Origin of the sequence: Agarilytica rhodophyticola, from assembly GCF_002157225.2 — a bacterium.
In the GTDB taxonomy this organism is placed as follows: Bacteria; Pseudomonadota; Gammaproteobacteria; order Pseudomonadales; family Cellvibrionaceae; genus Agarilytica; species Agarilytica rhodophyticola.
The window spans coordinates 6,504,327-6,526,445 of sequence record NZ_CP020038.1; the positions used below are offsets into that span (position 1 = coordinate 6,504,327).

A 22,119-nucleotide genomic window follows, 5' to 3' on the forward strand; every position below is an offset into this window, starting at 1 on the left:
AAATTAGTTACCGAAAAATATTGATCCGATCAATGCATTTAGTCATGTCGATTAAATCATTTATTGCGTTTTTATAATTTTTTAATTAAAGCTGGGGCTTATAGTAAGTATTACAACAATCTTTATTTAAAAAATTCAAATTATGTTTGCACATGCGGGATTAATTTTTAATCTCTTGCGCCAACTTATAAACGAATACTTATTAGACATTAAATTTTAATTAATATACTTTTAAAAAGTAGGGGCAATAAACTAATGAAGAAGAAGAAATTATCGAATGCGATACAAACTTGTATCGCTTTGATAGCGGTTCCAACATTGCTTACTCAAGCAGCGTTCGCTCAAGAAAAAAACACTAGCGACGAGTTAGTAGAAGAAATTGTTGTGGTGACAGGCTCTCGTATCGCACGACCAGAAGTGTCGCAACCAGCACCAATTATTTCGATAGACTCCACATCTATTTCCAGAGCTGCAACACCAGATCTTGCATCTATACTTGCAGAAAACGCTGCAATTGGTGCAACAAATACTATTGTTGGTAATAATGACAATAATGCTTTTGCAGGTATTAGTTCTGCTGACTTAAGGCGCTTAGGTACTGAACGTACACTTGTACTAGTTGACGGTAAACGCCATGTAGCTGCGGCTGCAGGGTCGGCTCAAGTAGATTTGGGATCTATCCCTTCAGCGCTTGTAGAACGTGTAGAAATTATCACGGGTGGCGCATCGGCGGTTTATGGTTCTGACGCTGTATCTGGTGTTGTTAACGTTTTATTAAAGAAGAATTTTGAAGGCTTTGAATTTAATGCTTCAGGTTCTGAATCCACTGAAGATGTTGGCGCTCAGAATTTTTCATTTAGTTTAGTTGCCGGTGCTAACCTTCCGGATGATCGTGGTAATGTTACATTCTATGCTAGCCGCGAGCGCATTCAGCAAACGGTTTCAAATGACTTAAATCAGTTGGATAATTTTGGCTCGATTGTTAACCCTAACGACACAGGGGAAAATGATGGTATTCCTGATAGACTTTTTGTTCCCAGAGTATTATCAGAATTCCTTAATGCTAACGGTGTGCTAAACGCCCCTGCCGCTTCTGGCGTACCACTATACACTTTTGACAATGCTGGTAATCCAGTACTGCAAACGCTTAGAGACCAGTCTAACAACGCTGCGTTTGGTAACTTCCCCGATGGCTGCGACTTCTGTTTTGGCTCGGAAGATTACGAAGATATCTTACCAGGTATTAAAAAAATTAATGTTGGCTCAACATTTAATTATGAGCTAACAGATAGCATTAATGTGTTTGGTGACATTAAATACGTTCGCTCCGATATTGAGCAAACATTCCTCCCCTCTTTCCGTTTTGGCAATGTCAATATCAATGTTGCAGATAATGCCTTTTTACCTGCAGACTTAAGACAGACCTACACTAATGCAGGTCTTACCGAAGTAAGCTTTTCAAAGCTCTTTGATGAACTAGGGCCTCGTGCGGCGGATAACCGACGTGAAACATTCAGATTCGTTGGTGGCTTCGACGGTGACTTCACTATTAGCGCTACGGACTTTAACTACGAGTTATTTTATGTCAATGGTCGTACAAATAACTCTCGCACAACTCTTAATGATTTGATTCCAAGTAATTTTGTAGCAGCACTTGATGCAGTTATAGACCCTGCTACTGGACAAGCAGCTTGCCGTAGCCAAGTGGCAAGTCTGCAAGGTGCAAATTATCAAGACCCTGCACTAGTTAATGGTGACCAATGTGTTCCATATAATGCCTTTGGTAATGGTCAAGTATCAGCTGCTGCTAGAGACTTTGTATCAGCCAATGTGGTGCGATCAGATCAGATTGATCAAGAAGTTATTGGTGGTAGCTTAGTGTTTGATACTGAGCAATTTTTGAATTTACCCGGTGGCCCAATTGGCGTTGCACTAGGTTTCGAATACCGTGAAGAAAGATCAGAATCAACCACTGACGAATTTGCTCAAAGAGGATTCCTTACTACTGCAGCAACTCCAGATGTAGTAGGTGAATTTGATGTTTCGGAAGGCTTTATAGAATTAAGCTTGCCAATCTTAGCGGATTTACCATTTGTTAACGAGTTTACTGTTGACTTGGCATACCGTAATGCAGATTACGAGCCTTTTGGTAGTGTAGATGCTTCTAAAGTTGGTGTTATTTACGCACCTTTTGAAACCTTCAGAATACGCGGTACCTATGGTGAGGCAGTAAGAGCGCCAAATATTAATGAAGCTTTCAGCCCGCTATCTCCTGGCTTTGCTAATATTGCAGACCCTTGTGATGCAGACAATATTAATGATGATCCAGATCGTGCTGCTAACTGTGCGGCTATAGGAATTGCACCAGGCTTCGACGCTAGCGATGCGGTGTCTGTTAATGTTCTAAGCGGTGGCAATACAGAATTAACCCCGGAAGAGTCAACATCATCTACAGTAGGTTTTGTTTGGACACCTAATTTTTCACATGACCTTTCTTTAACTGTAGACTTCTATGATATTGAAATAGAAGACGCCATTGACGCTGTAACAGCTCAAAATATTATCGACAACTGTGTGGATGCGGCAGGCTCACCTGATGATGCTTTCTGTTCACTTGTAGAACGAGATGCTACAGGCAATGTGGATACTGTTACTTCAATATTCTTAAACACTGCAGCGTTAACAACCCAAGGTATTGAATTACAAGCAAGATATACACTTCCAATGGAAACTGTAAACTTGCCGGGTAGCTTAGCGATGGGTTTATATGTAAATCACTTGCTAGAGCTTGAGCGTTTTGAATTCCAAGATCGTCCTGAAGAAACTAACGTTGAGGAAGGCGAAGTTGGTGATCCCGAATGGCAAGCAAGCTTCTCTGCTGATTACCTAGTTAATAGTGTAGGTGTTAACTGGACACTTCGTTATATCGACAGATCAGCATTATTTGATGTATCTCCAGGCGCAGACAGCCCTGAAGATTTATCACCAGCATTTGTTCCATCTATTATCACTCATGATTTATCTGCAAGATATGAGTTTAACGACAACGTAACATTTAATATTGGTGTACGTAACCTGTTTGATAAAACGCCTCCAGGTTATACAACAAATGCTTTGTATGACTTGATCGGTCGTCGCGCATTTGCTGGTGTTAACGTTATATTCTAATTATTTTTAGGTTTTCCCCCATCTATTGCCAGCACGGCGTCATACTGTGCTGGCTTTTTTATTTTTCCTTCACCCTTTTGTTTCCTCCACTTTATATTTCAACTCCCTTAGCATAAAGCAAAAGTTCTATATTTATCTTTGCATAGATATAATAATGCGATATAGCAACGCTACCTAATAAAGGCATTCTTTATTGACGTTTAAATTATGGATAGTAATCGAAAGAAGAGAATGTAACGAAGAACTGAAAGAGGGAATTATTGAGGTAGAGAATTGTTATATTGCTCTACCTCAACAAAATTTTAGCAATAATTTACCAAATTTTTACCCTTTCATCTTCAGGTAAAAAGAGTTTATCTTTTTCGCTTACATCAAACGCTTCAATAAATTCTGGCATATTTCTTACTACACCATTGGTGCGGAATTCACTTGGGGAGTGAGGATCAGTGGTAATACGCTGACGAAGGTTTTCCTCGCGGTATTTTCTCGCCCATACCTGTGCCCAGCCAATAAAGAAGCGTTGGTCACCGGTAAAACCATCCATAACAGGGGCTTCTTTGCCTTTTAAAGAAAGTTGATAAGCCTTATAAGCAATGGTTAAACCACCAAGATCACCGATATTCTCGCCTAAGGTAAATTTACCGTTAACGAATTCACCAGGTAGAGCTTCAAAGCCATCGAATTGGGTAGCCAGTTTGCTTGTACGCTCTTGGAATTCTTTAAGATCTGTTTCAGTCCACCAGTTTCGTAGAGCACCATCGCCGTCAGATTTTGCACCTTGGTCATCAAAGCCGTGTCCCATTTCATGGCCAATTACAGCTCCGATACCACCGTAGTTAACGGCGTCTTCTGCTTCCATATTAAAGAAAGGAGGTTGCAAAATAGCGGCAGGGAAAACGATCTCATTCAAGCTAGGATTGTAATAAGCATTAACTGTCTGCGGTGTCATGAACCACTCATCTTTATCAATAGGCTTACCTAGCTTATCAATTTGTAATTGATTGTTGAAAAGACGAGCACGCATAAAGTTGCCCACCAAATCTTGGCTATCAATTGTTAACTTCGAATAGTCACGCCACTTGTTCGGGTAGCCAATTTTAGGATTAAACTTTTCTAATTTTACAAGCGCTTCCTGTTTAGTTTCTTCACCCATCCACTCTAAATCAAGAATACTTAAACGATAGGCCTCACGTAAGTTCTCTACCATGGCTGTCATACGTTTTTTTGCTTCTGGCTTAAAGTGCTTTTCAACGTAAACCTTACCCACCATTTCACCCAATAGGCTGTTCACAGCAGAAACGGCGCGTTTCCAGCGCACTTCTTGTTGCTCCGTACCTTGCAGTTTAGTGCCATAAAAAGCAAAGTTTTCTTGATCGAGAGCTTTGGTCAACAATGAGGAATAGGAAGTCAGCAAATGCCAACGCTGATAGGTCTTCCAGTCTTCTAAGGAAGTTTCTTTGAAAATAGTATTAAATTTCTCATAGAAGCTCGGTGTACGAATAATAGTTTCTTTTTCGCTAGCAATTCCGGAAGTTGTTAAATAACCATCCCAATTAAAATCGGGCATAAGTTTATTTAATTCTTCAACTTTATATTTATTATAAGTTAGATCGCGGTTCCTTCTGTCTACCCGTTTCCAGTGGGCTTCAGCAATGCGAGTTTCCAAAGCCATAACCGTTTTAGCCGATTTAGCTGGCGAAGCGAAGCCTGCAAGAGTGAACATTTTTTCAATATGTTGTACATAATCTTTTCGAATTTTTACCGAGTTATCATCTTCTTTGAAGTAAAAATCACGGTCTGGAAGCCCTAAACCACTGTGAACAAAAAAGGTAATATAACGATCAGGTTGCTTTGAATCATTATTTACAAAAAAACCAAAAGGCGAATCAGAGCCTATCATTTGCGCCTTTGCAAAATAGGATGCTAAAGAAGCCTTATCATTAATGCTATCGATCACGGCGAGTGGCTCAGCTAAGGGCTTCATACCCAAACTCTCTAGTAAGGCAACATTCATATAGCTGTTATATAAATCACCAACTTTCTGGGCATCACTACCTTCTGTGGCATCTTTTTGTTTAGCAGAACTCTCGATAATTGTACGCATATCTTCGCGCGCATTATCAGCCAAAACTGTAAATGAGCCGTAGTTAGATTTATCTGCTGGGATCTCTGTATTTTTAAGCCAAGTACCATTCACATAGCGAAATAAATCGTCTTGCGGTTTAACGGTTGTATCGAAATTATTTAAAGTAACACCTGATGATAGAGGCTTAGCTTTAACAGCATTGTTTTGGCTATGCTGTTGCGGCGCGCAGGCTTCTAGCAAGACAAGTGCGGTTAGTGGTAGGAGTAATCGTTTCATAGAGATTCCAAAGTACTTAAGTTATATGCAAGTTTTCCCTTTGGGAAAGTCGGTCATATTGACTAGGGAAATAGCAAATAGTTTATTATAAATATGACGTTGAATAGCAAAGAAAAAATGCGGTAAGGCGTATGCTAAATACGATAAAGTGTAACTCAACTAAACGCTTTTAACACTAGATTCATAGATTTTATACATAAAATCTATGACAAAAGATGGTCAAAGCCTATTGAATACTTAAGGCCTCCAAGCATCGTCATCACGCCACTGAGATGGGGTGAGTCCAGTACTGCGTTTAAACAACCTTATAAAAAAACTAACATTTTCATAGCCTACTTCATAGGCAATTTCTTTGATACTTGAGCGAGTCGAAATAAGCAGCTTCTTTGCTTTGTCAACTCTGACTTTTTGTAAATAATGGATAATTGAAATATCGGTTGCTTTTTGAAAACGACGCTTCAAATTGCGCTCACTAGCACCAAACTTTATTGCCAAATCGCTAATGGTGAATTCGCTGGCAAAATTATTCTCAAGCCAGTCTTGGGTTCTTAATACAATATTATCATGATGATTTCTATGACCGGGTAATAATGGATTTACGCGATGGGGGTCATCAATTAAAAGGTGAGTTGCACACAATTGCATAAAGGCATCCCCCCTTACCTTACAGACAAAGGCCAGCAAAGCATCGAAACAACCATTCATTGAGCCTGTTGTGAAATAATTATTACTTTGCAAATAAGAATTATGTGCAATAAATTGGCATTTGGGGAATTCTTTTCTGAAATAGCCGAGGAATGCCCAGTGAGTCGCTAATAGTTTTCCATCGACAATACCTGCATCCGCAAGAAGACCTACACCTGTTGTTAATCCCAGAATTAAACTATTCTCATGAGTATTGTTTATTAAGCAATGAGTCATATTGGATGAGCGCCATTGATTTGCAATAAGTGCAGGGCCTTCCATTGGTGGAACAATAATAAAATCGTAAACAGCACGCTTGCTAAGTGCCGCGCAGGGGGTAATACAATTGCCTCCGGCTGCTATCACTTCTTGTCCATCGAATGTAATGATATTAACATCAAATGCATTATTTAAACCAAGCTGCTTCTCTAACAGGGCTACAATCCTAAAAAAGTCTTTTACGGAAAATACACTCATTGCCCAGCAATTGTCATAAGCAATAATCGCAATTTTCTTTACAGCATTTTTGTCATAGCTTTTCGTTCTCGCTCTATTTTTATCCCCTCTCATTCCACTCCCCCCATAGACTGCCAACACCCATAACAATGATTAAAACATTAATGGCCTGATCGGACTATAAATTAACCCAATCGGTAATTGTTTATCAAGCCGTTATTAAACACAATAATATCTATTGATTTTTCAAAAATTTAAAACATATATATGAGCCAAATAACGGTTATCGAGCAGTACTTACAAACATCGTATGGTCGGATTTTTATAAAAAGATGGTTACCAAAAGGGTGTGAGGCAAAACTAAATATACCTATCTTTTTACTACACGATTCCCTTGGCTGTGTAGATTTGTGGCATAAATTTCCACAATTATTAGCATTAGCTACTGGGCACGAAGTCATCGCCTATGATCGTATTGGGTTTGGCCGATCGGACTCTCATGCTGGCGATATCGAGCTTAATTTTATCAATAAAGAAGCTGGCAGTATATTTAAGGATGTTTGCCAACATCTCGAAGTCAACCATTTTATTTGTTTCGGACATAGTGTAGGAGGTAGTATGGGTGTGGTAGTAGCTGCTACATATCCGACACGCTGTCTTGCACTTATTATAGAATCGTCAGTGGCATTTGTTGAGAAAAAGACTATCACTGGTTTAAAGGCGGCTAAATTACATTTTAAGAATCCCAATCAAATCGCCAAACTGGAAAAGTACCATAGTAGCAAAGCTCGTTGGGTATTAAATTCGTGGCTGAATACATGGTTATCTGATGAATTTACGAATTGGAATCAAGATACCGAGTTGGCCTCAGTTAAATGTCCGGTATTGATTATTTATGGAGAAGATGATGAGTACGGTTCTCTAAAACAACCGCAGGCTATCAGTCGTTTATCTGGGGGGCCATCGACAATTAAGATGGTTGCAAATTGTGGGCATGTACCCCACCGAGAACAACAAGGCGAGGTCGTAGATCTATTGGCTACTTTTATTACCAGCATATCAATAATCTAAGGTCTGTTAACAGACCTTAGATTAATGGCACGATCAGACAGGCAGCACTGACCAGCTATTATAGAAACGATCAAATAGAGTTTGATAAACATCGTCTTCTACTGGCCCAACTTTCACCCATTCTTTAGCGATTTTAGCTCCGCTTTTTTCTTCATTGATTCTACCCATGCCTTTTTGCAATAAATTAACTTGATATTCCATTCTCAAATCTTTGTCATCTTCCGGTGATGATCTATCTGCAAGAATCTCAGCTCTAATACATAACATCTTCAGTGCTTTAAGGTTATCTGTATTGAGATTTTCCTGTGATTTCTCAACACTTGCGATTTTTTCACTAATTACAGACTGGCCACCTTCCGGCCATTGTTCAATAGATGCGATAAAGCTTGTTAATTCATCACGAGTTGTATCGTCAATACCTTGGTTTTCGTTATATGTATAGCAGTAATTATTAACCTTTTTACAAGCGTCAAAGAATACTTTCCAAGCTTGTGTTTCACTACCTTTTTGTAATTGTTCTATTTTATTTTCAAACTTTTCTACCGCTTTACCAAGATCCCGTTGTAATGCATGCATTACTTTCTCCGGCAAGTTTTCAACTTCTGAAAATTCTTGTTGTAACTGATCGCGCTGGGATCTAGCAGCTAATAACTCGTCTCCCTCTAAAGTGCTAAGTGCAACAACTTTATCGACAATACTCCTAGTTTGTTCGATATGTTTGTCTATTTCGGCTTTACGCTGTTCGTACTGAGCATTCTTTTTATCAAATATCGCATCACAATGTGCGCGGAAATCTTTCCAAAGCTGATCACTATCGCGATAATGGCAACGACCGATAGTTTTCCATTGTGCTTGCAAACGTTTTACTGCATCGGTAGCTTGCTGTAGGTCATCCATTTTAGTGATATTTTCAGCTTGGGTAATTAGCTGCTCTTTAGATGCCTTATTTTTAGCAAATTCATCATTTAACTTTGTTTGTATATTTGTCATTGCTGCATCAAAAGATTGCGATACACTTTTATTCGCCGCCCGTTCAACAGGGGAGTAACTATGTAACTCTGATCTCGCCGTGCGTATAATTTTTTCTACATGTTTCCAATCCGCTTTATCCCAATTATATTCTTGGTAGAATGTTTCTAATTGTGAGACTAATTTTTGGCGTTTCTCAAGGTTAGCAGAGCGCGTATCAGCGAGTTCTTGATAGTATACTTTACAAGGCTCGTACGCTTTATCAGCTAATTCACTAAAGCGCTGCCATAGCTCTTCATTTCTGTCTTTACCGCTTTGATTTAGTTCTTTCCATTCACTTTGCAATTTTTTGATCTTTGTCGCCAGAGCTTCAGGAGCAAGGTCAGCCCCTACTAGTTTCTCCATAGCTTCAATTAGGTCATTTTTCTTGGGCACAACCGCGTATGCTTGCCAATCCACCAACTTTTGGATAGCTTCATCTAGGCTCTCTAAATTACGCTGTATATTACTAGGTAACTCACCAATAGCTTCTGTTTTTTCATCGATAGAATGGCGCATACCGATCGCTTGCTTTAAACGCCCTTGCTCTGTGGCTTGATTGGCCTTACGAATTAAACCACCAAGTAATCGAATTTGCTTTTGATAACTTTCTTCTTGTGCCGCCGAATCAGCCTCTAGACGTTTAAGAAGTGCAGTTGTCTTATTGACATTTTCATTACTTGGATAATTATTTTCCATGCGTTCAAAAGAGCGAATGGGTCGCAAGAGATTTCGTAAATATTTAATACTTGCTTGTTTGTCTTCCTCAGTTTGATCATCACTTATAATCAAGGCGCTGTGCTGAATCAAAGAGCCTTTGTCTTTGTATGCATGGGAAATGGTGTCAATAGCGTCACACATCTGGGTGTATGTTTTCACCCATGTTGTATTAGGTTTGCCATAACTCTTTAGTTCATTCCATCGATTTTTATGTTCTTCGAATAGCTTCTGGATAGCTCCCAGCGCTTCATCATCAGCAGATTCGAGATCGTATAAACTATTTACAGTTGTCCAAAGCTTACCTAATAGCTCATGACGATCTTGATCTAGACTTGATACTTTAGCTTCCAGTTCTCGCGCAGCATCCAAATCTTTATGGTACTGCGTAATGGATTTTTCACAGCTTTCCATAGCCGAATTAAAGCGCTGTTGTACCGCCTCATCTGCTTCACTGCTCACATCCTGCCAATGTCTTTTTATACGGTTGTGGCGCGATATATAGTCTTTATCTACATTGCGTTTAGCTTGCTGCTCGGCCTCTTCACACACACTTTCTAACTTGCTTTTTAATTCAGCAGCTTTGTGTTCTTGCTCACGAATAACATCTAATTTGGACTTGATTATTTTGTAGGCTTTTTTGTCTTTGCTTTTAAGAGACTTAGACAGCTCTTTCAAAAGTTCGGGCGATTCGATTCTTTCAGCCAATGACTGTCTAACCGAGGCAGAAGTAGCGGACTGACATAATTTTGCTAGCATTTCCTGATCATCTACCTGAGCAAGCACTTGTGCCTCTAGATCCACTTGTCGGCAAAATGAGGCAATAGCCAACAGCTTTTCAGTATCACTCACATATTTTAGAAGTGACTCGAGTGAAATTTCGTTATTATCGATAAAATAAGCTAATCTTTGGCGTGCTGCTTTTTCAACCACTGATGACACATCCCCTTTGGATGCCAATTCATATAAGGTGTGACTTACGGCCAAGCGTTCAACTGCAGTAACTCTTAAGCTGATTTCGTCTGAGCTAACATCGTTGTCTTTTGCCAAAGCTTCTAGTTGTTCGACACTGTACGCCTCAAGCTTTTTTAATTTGCTTTCTAATGTTTCAGGTACGGGGGCTGGAGCTGGTGTTTTACCAAATAGCTGACGAAATAATTTCATAGTGTTGTCCTACTTTTCGACTAAAAGTGGTTACCTAGACGCCGCTTTAGTGTGCGTCTGGACATTTTCTCGATCATTCGAGTACCAGTATAAAAATGACACGAAACATACATACGGCAAAGAATATGTAAGGTTTCTCTCAGGGGTAAATGATACAAAGACTGAACAATATTTTGAACTACTGATAGTTTCAAACTGGTATTATCATGCCCGCCAAATGGCACTCAAGGCATTTTTGCCCATTATTATTACTCAGGGATCTGACATTGTGGTGACAGGTACATTAAAAACACAACCTACCTCTTTAAAAACACGAGTTAGAAATGAAAGCCGCTCCTTGTTTTCACTAGGTGGACCAATACTTATGGTGCAGTTACTTCAGGTGGCTGTTGTCACCATGGATACTGTTATGGCGGGTCGTTATGATGCTCGCGACCTCTCTGGCGTTGCCATTGGTGGCAGCATGTGGTTTCCGATATTTCTTTTCCTCACCGGTTTGCTATCGGCACTTACTCCAACCGTCGCACAATTACACGGAGCAAAACGTTATGAGGAAATACCCAAACAGGTTTTTCAGTCTGCTTGGATAGTACTTTTTGTGACACCTTTTACGATGTTGCTGCTTATGTCCTTATCGCCGGTGCTAGTGTTAATTGGAGCAGATGACGCTATACGTCCGATTGCCAACGGCTATTTGAATGCGATGATTTGGGGTCTACTCCCTGTCCTTTTATATAATGTTTTACGCTTTTACAGTGATGGAGTTTCTTTGACCAAGCCTGCCGTTATGGCCAGTGTTATTGGCTTGGTATGCAATGCGTTTTTAAATTATGGCCTCATTTATGGCAAATTTGGCCTACCTGAAATGGGTGGTATAGGGTGTGGCTGGGCTAGTGCCATTTCATTTTATATTATGTTCTTTTACATGGCAGTTGTAGTATTAACGAAAAAAGCCTATCTGCCATTTAAATTATCTAAAGTGGATAAAATATGGGATTGGCCTAGTCTACGTTCTCTATTGCGCCTAGGTATACCTATTGGCTCATCTCATTTTATTGAGTCCAGTATGTTTGCTGTTATCGCATTATTCTTGGCACCTTTGAATCCAACTGTTGTCGCTGCACATCAAATTGCGCTCAATTGCTCCGCTCTGTTATTTATGATCCCTTTGAGCCTAAGTATGGCCTTGACTATTCGCATTGGTTTTTTTATAGGTTCCGATCAAGTATTCGATGCTCGCTTCACAGCTTACTATGGTATATTTTTAGCACTTGCCTATGCCGTATTCAGTGGCATCATGTTATATAACTTTCGTTTTCAAATTGCTGAGCTTTATAACAGTCAACCAGAGGTTATCGCACTATCAAGTACATTACTGTTGTATGCTGCAGCATTCCAATTAGGCGACGCATTTCAAGTCACTGCTGCTGGAGCACTGCGCGGCTATAAAGATACTAAAATTACCATGTATATTATGTTTGTTACTTTTTGGTTTTTTGGTCTGCCTCTTGGATATATCTTAGGTTTAACAAGTCTTATTGTAGAACCAATGTATGCACAGGGGTTTTGGTTTGGCTTGGTTATCGGCTTGCTTATGGCAGGCATTATTCTAATTATGAGGCTACGCGTAATATCTACACGGTATTGTTTGGGAACTCTTAGCCGTAATTGAAACGGAACTCGTTGAAGTAATACAAGCAAGCTCTGTCGCTACTTCATATGATGAAGTAGGTTTTCGTGAAATGAAAAAAATGCTGAGAAAAAAGATGAAGCAATTACTAGAAGATAGTGACTTTATATTGGCAGAAGCAGCTATTGTCGAACGCTTACGGCGGGATAGTAAGATTAAGCTTCATGATAGCCTTGTACATGCACCTCTGATTTATGATGCGTTAGCAAGTACTAGCTTAAAACAAGTTTATAAAGACTATATTAGTATAGCTAAAGCATCTAATATTCCCATTCTCATATGCACTCCTACATGGCGAGCAAATCGGGATCGAGTACAAAACTCAACAATTAATAGCTCTGTCAATATTGATGCGATTAGATTCATGCAAGAGGTTCGCAATGAATTTCATAACGCCAAACATTTAATTAAAATTGGCGGCTTAATTGGTTGTAAGAATGATTGCTATTTACCTGAAGAAGGCCTATCTACAGCAGAGGCTGAAGAGTTTCACAGTTGGCAAATAGAACAACTTTCTACAACCTCCCCAGATTTTCTTTTCGCTGCCACTCTACCTAATGTTGACGAAGCCTTAGGCATAGCTAAAGCGATGCAATCAAGTGAGTTACCCTATATTATAAGTTTCGTGATTGGGAGAGATGGGAAGGTACTCGATGGATCAAGTTTGGAAAAAGCCATTGAGTTAATTGATACCAAGACTGAAGTCCCACCTTTAGGTTATTTTGTTAATTGCTCTTACCCCTCTTTTCTCAACCCTGAAAATATAGGAAGCGCCGAATTAAAAAGATTGATAGGTTTGCAAGCTAATGCTTCCTCTTTGGATCATTGTGATCTGGACGGAGCAAGCGAATTGCATGCTGACAGCCTCAGTGAGTGGGGAGAGCTAATGTTAGAATTAAATCAGCAATCAGGTATTAAAATTATGGGGGGCTGCTGTGGCACTAATAACGAGCACCTACAATATATGGTGGACAATCGGTGATACCTATCACCGATTGTCGGTACCGTAATCTATGTGACTTATACTATTGAGCGATTGGGGAGCTACTAATCAAGCTCCGTTAACAAACCCTAATCAAAATTAATATTGAGATAGTGTTTGATTTCAGTAAATGAGTCATGGTCGTCCAACCATATTTTAAACTGTCTGACCCGTTCAAAGTCTTCAGCGCCGATCTCTTTTTCAAAGTGCATATCCCATTTTTCGCGTTGTTGTTTTTTACGTAATTCCCGTTGGTATGCATCGGTAAATATATCAGGTAAATGATTATGTAGGTCTAGGCACTTTAACAACTGCCATTCACCAGTATCAAGCCATGCTTCATCACAATTTGCACATAATTCAACGCGATTATCTCTCTCAAGGCCGATACGATATTTGCTCATGAAGCGATTACATTTTGGACAAAACTTAGCACCATCGCCTGAACTATCTTCAGTTTTTACTTCAACTGTTTCATCCCAAGGCTCTATAGATGAGCTGTGAATATCTTGCCAATAGCGGTAATTCATCAATGGTAAAAGCACACCACCGCAGGTTGTGCAACCCGCACCAACGAGGCCTTTTTCTAATTCTTTAGGGGCCAGATCATTTTGTTTACAATTAGGGCATTTCATAGGGACTCCTTATAAAGCACATCCAAATCCAACTAGTTACTTCGTTTACTTAAACTCTTATTGCCACGAGTCATCATATAGGCAGCTACAATTCCAGAGAAGGCGCCAAAAAAATGAGACTCAAAAGAAATATAAGGGTCAGTTGGCATTACTCCCCAAATCATACCGCCATAGAAGAAAGCAACAAATATCGCTATAACAATATTGAGAAAGCTCCTTTGAAACCAAGCGATGGCAATGGATAGACTCCATAAACCAAATATCCAACCACTAGCACCAATATGAACAGCGTTAGAGCGACCGAAAAACCACACCAACAAACCAGTAAGTACAACAATTATTGTGCTGCTTCTTACAAAGAAGGGGATGCCTCTGATTAAGCAGAGTGAACTAAATACGGCCATACCAATTAAATTATTAATTAAGTGGCCCCAGCTTCCATGAAGCCATGGGGCAGTAAGAATATACGGTAATGAATTTACATTTCCAGGAAGAATACCAAACTGGTTAAGATTGCCATTCAAGAAAATATTAGCTGAGTGTATCGCGACCATTACTAGGCATATATTTAGAATTAATTTAAATTGGTCTTTAACACCAGCCATAAGCTAACTGCCTGATAAGTTCTTATCTATCTTTTTTGTTTTTTGTAATTTTAGTTGTTGTTCTAAGTCACGTAGACTTTGAGAAACTTCATTCATTTTCTCATGTGTTCGCAAATCAATGTCTAGTTTTTTATCCATACTCCTTACTAGAGGATAAATACTACTTTCAATTGTGGTTGCTAAAACTCTTAATAGCTGATCCATACCGGGAACAGGCTGATTAACTACCTCAACACTCGTCTCATTAGCTACTATTGCCTGCTTAATTTCATTTAAAGTATTGATTAATACAGCTTGATTTTCTAGTTTTTTATTACTGTTTATATCTTCATTGTTACGTTCAAGCTTAACAATTTTCTCTTTTAATCTATCTTGTGTTTTAGCCTGATCAGAAATAGAAGCTGCAGCATGGGCGATATTTTTCATTTCGCTTGTTAAATCGAGCATTTGGCTTACTATCTTTTGACCACTGTCTGCATCATCTCCACCCAGAGCTTTGTTGCGAAGAAAATCTTCCTTAATCACCTGCCAGCGCTGCTCTTGCTCTACTTTCATATTACCTCGCAGTGCAGCAAGTTTAAGCAAGTTCTCTTCTGCTCCAGCGGTTAAAAGTTGTGCCTCTCCCATATAATGGTCTTCAATAAGCTGCATAAGTTCGTCATAATTCATGACAGAAGATATTTTTTCCGCCATTTTATTCATATTCCGATAACTTCCTTGCAATTTAAATTGAGGCTCAACTCGATATTTATCTGCTTGCGCCGCAGAAGCTATATATTGCTGGTTAACTTTTAGCACAACATCACGAATAACAAACAATTTTTTCAAAACGTCAACAATTTCATTGATCTCCGCACCACTGTACTGATGGCTCAAATCAGTTGTTGCAATATCTTTTCCTCGCGCCATATCAACAAATAAATAGACATCATTTAGATCCCGTGTTGCGAGCGGCGCTAATACACTGTTCGATGTAAGGCTATTTTCAATATAGCTTAAGGCAAATTGATCATCCATACCACCAAGTACATCGCCAAGATTATAGATATCTGCTCGGTTTGCCAGCATATCGGGTATCTTAAAGACTTCACCTGACTCGGTATAGGGGTTACCAGCCATAACAACACAAAACTTCTTGCCACGCATGTCGTAGGTTTTGGTCTTACCTTGCCAGACACCTTCGATACGACGAGTGCCATCACATAAAGAAATAAACTTTTGCAAAAACTCAGGATTAGTATGCTGAATATCGTCGAGATACAGCATAACGTTATTCCCCATTTCTAATGCTAAATTTAACTTTTTTAGTTCTTGCTCCGCCGTCGCATTAGGAGCTTGCTTGGGATCTAAAGAGATAACATCATGCCCTACTGATGGACAGTTAATTTTCATAAAAATCAAACCGAGTCGACTAGCAACATACTCCATAAGCGTAGTTTTGCCATATCCCGGTGGAGAAATCATCATTAACAAACCCATCAAATCGGTACGTTTATTATCCCCCACTGTTCCCATTTGTTTGGCCAGGTTATCTCCTATAATAGGAAGGTACGCCTCGTTAATGAGGCGGTTGCGAACAAAAGAACTAAGCGGGCGAGGTTTAAACTCCTCTAACCTAAGCTCTTCTCTTTGCTGGGAAATAATATGCTGACGCGTAAGCAAGTAGTTTTCATAATTAGGGATGTGTTGGACAACGTGATTATTTAAACGCATTAAGAATTCATCTAAAGAGAAGTGCAATGTTCGCTTCTCTATATTAGGATGCTCACCCATTAAACCGTCTACAGTTATTTCTAAATCCGTTTGTGTTGTGCGTCGGCTTATGCGTTCATCAGCATTGATCAATCCCGCAGCTTCTGGGATATAACGTTGCAAATGCAGTATATTTTTTTCGCTCACTAATGCCGATAGCCATGCACAAGACAAATTCCATCTTTCAGCAGGCCATCCCATCATTTTTTCCAAAGCCATTTGAAAGCGTCGCCAGGAATCATCATCCATTGAGCGTTTGAGCTCATCTGCTAATTGGTGTGCGTATTTACTCCCAATAAACTCTGTACGGTCGCGGCCTAGTTCTAGTACCAAATAATCTGCAGCGCGAGCAATATCCATCGCGGAAATATCCATGGGATGGGTAACTATAAACTCTTTCATAGCACTGCGAACTTCTTCAGCTAAAAGACGCTGAGCTTCACTACTTGAGAATACTTGCAGCATGTGTGTGGCAGACTGAGCGCGCTTAGTCCATGTTTCGTAGGTCAAACGTTTATTTTCAAGCTGATCGTTGATACGCTTTATATTAGCCCAAAAAACTTGTGCAAAACCGCGACTTATAGGGTCAAAACGCAAGAGATCTGCGTTTTGAATCACAGGAAGAAGTTTTTTGAGAATTATAATAGCATCGTGATCATGGATACCTTTTTCATAGCCTTCTTTATACCTGGGAGCGGCAAAGTCTCTAACAATTTTTGTTATTGCCTGCTCATCATTAATCGCACGATATAAGGCATCGAGCGTAACATTGTTTTTTTCATGCTCAGCTGATTTTAGTATGCTATATGCTAAATATTCGCCTCGATATACTTCAGGGCTTTCCGAGGTAAGACTAATATTCCAATATGGTTTTAGTGAAAGTAATTGTTGGTCGTCAATAAGCTCAAAATAATCTGTTCCACTGAGGTGTAAATATAAAGACTCTTCTCTTGGAATTATAGTGAGGTCAAGATCCTGCTGATTAACACTAAATTTATGTCGCGGACCCAATTTAATTACATTTCCACCCTCTTCATAAATATCAGACTTATCTCTGAGCATCCTAACGGCCTGCTCTTTTACTGCTTTGAAACGTGCATCAATATCATCTGCTTGAACCGACGCATTCAAGTTATTTAAGCTAATGACAAACTCTTGAATCTTTAATACTAAAGGATCAGATGCGAAGTAAGTGTTAAGCTGATCAATCTCACTAAACTTAGAAGAACGCCTTTCAATACTCTTAATCGCTCTATCAGCAGCTCCAACTACTGACTGAGCTTTTCTCTGTTGCTCATCAAGTAAACGTTGTTTATGAGACTCAAAAGCTTCATAAATTTCTTCACGTTTATTTATAATAAACGTGAGAAACTCTTCAAACTCACTGAACTGACTTTCCAGTTCTTCAAGCTGTACTAACAGACGGGACATCTGTTCATCACAGTTATCAGGTGTATCTGACATACTTAGAGCATTAGTTATGCTCTGAGAAAATAACTTAAATTGTGCCGAAAATTCAGCCGTCGCTTCCTCGCTGCCAACATTTTTTTGTTTATGTTTAGCGTTAGCTTTAGTTTGATTTAATTTAGAGTATATTTCTGAGATTGAGTCAACGATACGTGTTCTAATGGTGGCATCGTTAACTTTAAGAGTCGAGAGAAGTTCTGATAATAAATCTAATCCTGTTGCTGTTTCATCAACAATATCAACAATCGGTTTTAATTCGGCAACTGTATCTGCTTTTTCGAGATCTTCATTAATCGTTTTAATTTTATCATGATAAGGCGTTAGCGAATTTTCATTTGCTAGAAAGTTAGTGGTCTTCTCACTAATAATTTGTTGCGCTTCTAGTAGCGCCTCATCCATTTTTTCTATTTCATTAGTATCGATATAACGATAATCTTTTATTGTTGCCAGTAATCCGCGCTGATGTCGCATTTTATTTAAACAGTCGACATACTCTTCAACAGATTCCCAGGTTGCCGTACGTGATTCGCTAATCAATGTGGCTTGTTGCACCTGCGCATCTTGTAAAGCTTTACGCGACTGTTGCTGAATACTTTGAACTTTTTCAAACTCATCAATTGCGAGCTCAGATGTTGCAGCAATTTCTTTAAGTACTTCGTTAGTTTCAATCAAGGATTCATCTGTTAACCAATAATGATCATCAAAAGTTTTTAGTGCTGCTTTAGATAAATCTTCATATAAACGTACAGAAACCGACTGCTTTTCAATTAAACGACAAACGCTATAAAGATCAGAGATGCCACGCACGAGGCCAGGGTTGCCGATACGGCCATAAAAGGTTTGGCTGTCTGGCTGTTGACTGGCAAACTCATCACTAACATAAGGCGTATGCCATATTTGCATAGGGTGAACTCTCGTCGCCTCATTATCCGCAGAAAAAATGACTAAAGTACCGTCTTCAGATAAGGCATAGCCATGACCATAAATAGGATTTTGTAATGTTTTATTAATCATGTTGTAGGCAAATAATGCAACAACACCATCTACCTGCTCATAAAAAATAAAAATCACATCTTCGCCATTTGGTGAGCGAATCGAGCGCTTAAAGCTTAAATTGGGATAATCTGTATCATAAGTTTTATATTCTCCAGATTGCAGATAATAGCCCCCAGGAAAAACCACACCATGATCTTCCGGCAGCTGAACACAAGATGATCCAATAGCATCAATACGTGCAACAGATTGTGTGAGTGTATTGTAGATAAAATAGCGCCATCTTTCTTCCTGGTAAGGAAGAATCTTAAGTAAAACTAAATCGCCAAGTTTGGCATAGAAGTATTGACCATCATCAATAGATTGCGTTGAATTATCTATGTCTTCTCGATAAATACCTAAACCATCTTGAGTATTATTTTCAACTTTAATTGTCAAATTACCGTTAATACATTCAACAAAAACAGTATCTAAAATATTGAGATGAGGATGGCGCCCATGAACAATATCATCTCGACTACATTGCGACCATTCGAAGTCATATTTTGGTGGCAATTGAATATCCCTTTCACCACGATTATCAATATACTCGACTTCTTCTCCATCTGCAGATAGAGACCAGCGAAAGACACGGATATCTTCAATTCGCTCACCAATCTGAAAACCCATTAGTAATTTACTATCTTTTACAATGAGTTGTAAGAGTTTAGCATTTTTATAGTACCGATAGAGCTCTTTAAACTCTTTAATAAATTTAGGGTCAGTAAGAAATGTATTTTCGATTTCTACTTCTTGAATATCGGTAGATTGCTCACTTTTAGTAAGTTCAAAAAGTGCAAAAACATCCTCAACACGAGTTTCTTTTTTTAAGCCTATGAATACGTTGTAGCCAAATAGCATGTATCGACCAACCTGCACAATATCTCGCGCAATGCAGTTGTTAGCTGTACGTACACGTACACGTGCATCCACTGCCATGTCTTTACTACCGAACTCTTGGATTCGGCTATCGTTTAGAGATTTAACGTGTTGCTCCAATAAGCGCCCTTGTTCGACAAGGCGCTTTTTAATAACTTCGTACGCACCACCTTCAGCAACAGCCGTATCAACCACGTTTTCTACAGTATTAGACATTTTAGCTTTCCCTAATCACTCTATTACAACTTATTTTTCAGATTCGATGGAGGTTTTCTCTTCTGAGTTATTTTCTGTAAATTCACTCAATAACCATCCGAGCCCAGCACCGATTCCTGCCCCCACTAGAGTATTAGTTACAACATTGCCTTTAGCAAGGCCTAGCGCAGCACCAACACCCGCCCCAATACTTACATTTTTTTTAATCTCATCTTTTGATATTTGCAGCAAAATGTCATTAATATTGTTCATAGATGGTCACCCACTGATTTTATTAAATATGTTCATTAAAAATGAAATTTAAAAAACTGATTTTAATGTACATCTTTTTCTTTATTAGCTTCTAACACTTTCGCTAGCATAGTTTGAATCGTGCCACTTTTCTCTGCTAGTCCGTCAATAGCCTTTCCTATAGATAGCGATTTAGCGAAGTTATTAAAGAAATGGTCTTCACCACCAACAATATCGATCTTCGCCTTTTCAAGAGCAACAGCTAAGACTTCTGCATTCTCTCGAGCGATATCTTTACCTGCTTCTATTGAAGCAATCGCTTCTTTAAGCGCTGTTTCTAATCCCATTCTAAACTCTTCGTGCTCACGAGCGTCGGAGCTCATGCTATTCATTGCTTCAAATTTATCAACAAGGCCTTCTGCTTCAGCTTTAAATTTCTCACGTGTTACTTCGGCTTCTGCCAAACCTGTTTCACGAGTCGCTTTGGCTTCGGACTCCCCTTTAGCTGCCACAACAGTAGCTTCTGACTGCCCTTTGGCAGAAATCACATGAGCTTCAGCCAAACCTTCCTTCTCTAGCGCATCGGCTTTTGCTTCTTGCACTTTGGCTTCAGCTAAGCCTCTAGCAGCCTCCTCTGCTTGCACACCTTCAGCTAGTTTCTTCTTCGCATCTGCTTCTTTTGCACTGGCTTCTAAATTTGCTTGAGCCAGAACTGTAATTTCCGCAGCCTTATGTTTCGCGGAGATTTCTTGTGCTTCTGCTCGTTTCACTTCTTTAACTTTTTCTTCTTCCGCTTTTGCTTCTGCATCTAATACAAGTGTTTGCTTTAACCTATCGGCTTCAGAAACTTCGCGAACTTCTTTAATCTTCTCTTCTTCAACAGCAACTGTTTTATCTACAGAAACTCGTTCACGAATCACATTGGCGATTTCTTTCTTCTCGATTTCTACCGCTTTTTCCGCATCTATGCGCTGCAATTCAACTTCCCTCTCCCTTGCAACGATCTCAAGGTCTTTGGCACGAGTTACTTTTTCTACCTCGATAACAACAGCGCGTTGGCGATTTTGCTCAGCTACTTCAACTTCACGTTGCTGATTCTCAGTTTGTATAGCAAGCTCTTGGTCTGATTGAATTTTTGCTCCTTCAGCCTTAAGCCTTTCCTCTTCTTGAACACGTATTGTTTCAGCTTCTTCTCTAGCTTTTATAGTAGCTACTTCTCTGGCCTGTTTTGCTTCGGCATCTGCTTGTTGTCGCTCAAGCTCTAGCATAGCTTCAACCGTCTCAACATTTTTCTTTTTTATTGCAAGCTCTTCATCACGTTCAAAGATGTTTGTCTTCACATTCTGTTGAGCCGTAAGTTCAGTTATTTTCCTTATACCTTCGGCATCAAGTATATTGGAAGCATCTAAATGAGCTTTTGGAGTTTGTTCGAGATAGTCGATAGCGACATCTTCCAAAACATAGCCATTAAGATCATCTCCTATAACTTCGATGATTTTATCTCGAAAGTTTTGTCTATCTTCAAATAGATTTACAAAGTCAATTTGCTTACCAACAGTTTTTAGAGCTTCTGAGAATTTAGCATTAAATAAGTCATTAACTGCTTTTTTATCTGAAGCTCTTGCAGCGCCAAGAGATTTAGCAACTTTCAATACATCTTCCGGCGTTTCATTTACTCGTAGATAAAATGCTACCGTTATATCTGCACGCATATTATCCCGACAAATTAATCCATCTTTACCTCGCCGATCAACTTCCATGGTAATGAGAGATATACGCATCAACTCTCGTTTATGAACAACAGGCAATATCCAAGCACCTGTAAAGAATACTTTCGGCTTTGGTGTAGTATCGTTTTTGATTAAAGCAACGCCTTGTTCTACTTTCACATAGAAAGCTTTATAGAGTGCAGCTACGGCTAGAAGACCTAAGAATATAACAACTACTAAAGCTATAAAAATAGAAACTGCCAATGAATGTTCCGAAGTAAACATTTTCCT

12 protein-coding genes are annotated in these 22,119 nt (G+C 39.2%); 4 read left to right on the forward strand and 8 right to left on the reverse strand.

What is annotated here, in order from left to right; translation table 11 throughout:
* Positions 1-255: 255 nt before the first annotated feature.
* On the forward strand, positions 256-3,168 hold the full coding sequence (locus BVC89_RS26890) for a TonB-dependent receptor domain-containing protein (RefSeq protein WP_086934173.1): 2,913 nt from the start codon (positions 256-258) through the stop codon (positions 3,166-3,168).
* A 313-nt stretch (positions 3,169-3,481) separates the two neighbouring features.
* Here the strand turns inward: BVC89_RS26890 and BVC89_RS26895 are convergent, their stop codons facing one another.
* Together BVC89_RS26895 and BVC89_RS26900 are read right to left on the reverse strand one after the other, a co-directional pair.
* Complete coding sequence (locus BVC89_RS26895) at positions 3,482-5,530, reverse strand: M13 family metallopeptidase (RefSeq protein WP_086934174.1); 2,049 nt, start codon at positions 5,528-5,530, stop codon at positions 3,482-3,484.
* A 237-nt stretch (positions 5,531-5,767) separates the two neighbouring features.
* Positions 5,768-6,784: a GlxA family transcriptional regulator gene (locus tag BVC89_RS26900; protein ID WP_086934175.1), complete on the reverse strand. Its 1,017-nt coding sequence runs from the start codon at positions 6,782-6,784 to the stop codon at positions 5,768-5,770.
* 153 nt (positions 6,785-6,937) lie between these two features.
* Here BVC89_RS26900 and BVC89_RS26905 point away from each other — a divergent pair, with 153 nt between their 5' ends.
* Positions 6,938-7,741 carry an alpha/beta fold hydrolase gene (locus BVC89_RS26905; RefSeq protein WP_086934176.1) on the forward strand — a complete coding sequence of 268 codons (804 nt, stop codon included), beginning with the start codon at positions 6,938-6,940 and terminating at the stop codon, positions 7,739-7,741.
* Positions 7,742-7,774: 33 nt separating this feature from the next.
* Here the strand turns inward: BVC89_RS26905 and BVC89_RS26910 are convergent, their stop codons facing one another.
* Positions 7,775-10,630, reverse strand: a complete 2,856-nt coding sequence (locus tag BVC89_RS26910; RefSeq protein WP_086934177.1) for a DUF349 domain-containing protein — start codon at positions 10,628-10,630, stop codon at positions 7,775-7,777.
* Positions 10,631-10,847: 217 nt separating this feature from the next.
* Here BVC89_RS26910 and BVC89_RS26915 point away from each other — a divergent pair, with 217 nt between their 5' ends.
* Together BVC89_RS26915 and BVC89_RS26920 are read left to right on the forward strand one after the other, a co-directional pair.
* Positions 10,848-12,302: an MATE family efflux transporter gene (locus BVC89_RS26915; protein WP_158658149.1), complete on the forward strand. Its 1,455-nt coding sequence runs from the start codon at positions 10,848-10,850 to the stop codon at positions 12,300-12,302.
* 94 nt (positions 12,303-12,396) lie between these two features.
* Positions 12,397-13,302 carry a homocysteine S-methyltransferase family protein gene (locus BVC89_RS26920; RefSeq protein WP_158658150.1) on the forward strand — a complete coding sequence of 302 codons (906 nt, stop codon included), beginning with the start codon at positions 12,397-12,399 and terminating at the stop codon, positions 13,300-13,302.
* Positions 13,303-13,391: 89 nt separating this feature from the next.
* On the opposite strand, the gene BVC89_RS26925 is transcribed toward BVC89_RS26920, so the two are convergent.
* From BVC89_RS26925 to BVC89_RS26945, 5 genes are all read right to left on the reverse strand, one after another.
* Positions 13,392-13,937, reverse strand: a complete 546-nt coding sequence (locus BVC89_RS26925; protein WP_086934180.1) for a TFIIB-type zinc ribbon-containing protein — start codon at positions 13,935-13,937, stop codon at positions 13,392-13,394.
* A gap of 32 nt (positions 13,938-13,969) precedes the next feature.
* Positions 13,970-14,542: a rhomboid family intramembrane serine protease gene (locus BVC89_RS26930; protein ID WP_086934181.1), complete on the reverse strand. Its 573-nt coding sequence runs from the start codon at positions 14,540-14,542 to the stop codon at positions 13,970-13,972.
* Between the two features lie 3 nt (positions 14,543-14,545).
* On the reverse strand, positions 14,546-19,888 hold the full coding sequence (locus BVC89_RS26935; RefSeq protein WP_086934182.1) for a DNA repair ATPase: 5,343 nt from the start codon (positions 19,886-19,888) through the stop codon (positions 14,546-14,548).
* A 30-nt stretch (positions 19,889-19,918) separates the two neighbouring features.
* Positions 19,919-20,140: a glycine zipper domain-containing protein gene (locus BVC89_RS26940; protein WP_086934183.1), complete on the reverse strand. Its 222-nt coding sequence runs from the start codon at positions 20,138-20,140 to the stop codon at positions 19,919-19,921.
* A gap of 62 nt (positions 20,141-20,202) precedes the next feature.
* Positions 20,203-22,113: a hypothetical protein gene (locus BVC89_RS26945; protein ID WP_086934184.1), complete on the reverse strand. Its 1,911-nt coding sequence runs from the start codon at positions 22,111-22,113 to the stop codon at positions 20,203-20,205.
* Positions 22,114-22,119: the final 6 nt, after the last annotated feature.

Excerpts from the sequence above, each read along its gene's own strand:
- BVC89_RS26925 (WP_086934180.1), bottom strand. The coding sequence starts at position 13,937 with ATGAAATGCCCTAATTGTAAACAAAATGATCTGGCCCCTAAAGAATTA.
- BVC89_RS26930 (WP_086934181.1), bottom strand. The coding sequence starts at position 14,542 with ATGGCTGGTGTTAAAGACCAATTTAAATTAATTCTAAATATATGCCTA.
- BVC89_RS26935 (WP_086934182.1), bottom strand. The coding sequence starts at position 19,888 with ATGTCTAATACTGTAGAAAACGTGGTTGATACGGCTGTTGCTGAAGGT.
- BVC89_RS26945 (WP_086934184.1), bottom strand. The coding sequence starts at position 22,113 with ATGTTTACTTCGGAACATTCATTGGCAGTTTCTATTTTTATAGCTTTA.
- BVC89_RS26915 (WP_158658149.1), top strand. The coding sequence starts at position 10,848 with ATGGCACTCAAGGCATTTTTGCCCATTATTATTACTCAGGGATCTGAC.
- BVC89_RS26905 (WP_086934176.1), top strand. The coding sequence starts at position 6,938 with ATGAGCCAAATAACGGTTATCGAGCAGTACTTACAAACATCGTATGGT.
- BVC89_RS26940 (WP_086934183.1), bottom strand. The coding sequence starts at position 20,140 with ATGAACAATATTAATGACATTTTGCTGCAAATATCAAAAGATGAGATT.
- BVC89_RS26910 (WP_086934177.1), bottom strand. The coding sequence starts at position 10,630 with ATGAAATTATTTCGTCAGCTATTTGGTAAAACACCAGCTCCAGCCCCC.
- BVC89_RS26890 (WP_086934173.1), top strand. The coding sequence starts at position 256 with ATGAAGAAGAAGAAATTATCGAATGCGATACAAACTTGTATCGCTTTG.
- BVC89_RS26900 (WP_086934175.1), bottom strand. The coding sequence starts at position 6,784 with ATGAGAGGGGATAAAAATAGAGCGAGAACGAAAAGCTATGACAAAAAT.
- BVC89_RS26895 (WP_086934174.1), bottom strand. The coding sequence starts at position 5,530 with ATGAAACGATTACTCCTACCACTAACCGCACTTGTCTTGCTAGAAGCC.
- BVC89_RS26920 (WP_158658150.1), top strand. The coding sequence starts at position 12,397 with ATGAAGCAATTACTAGAAGATAGTGACTTTATATTGGCAGAAGCAGCT.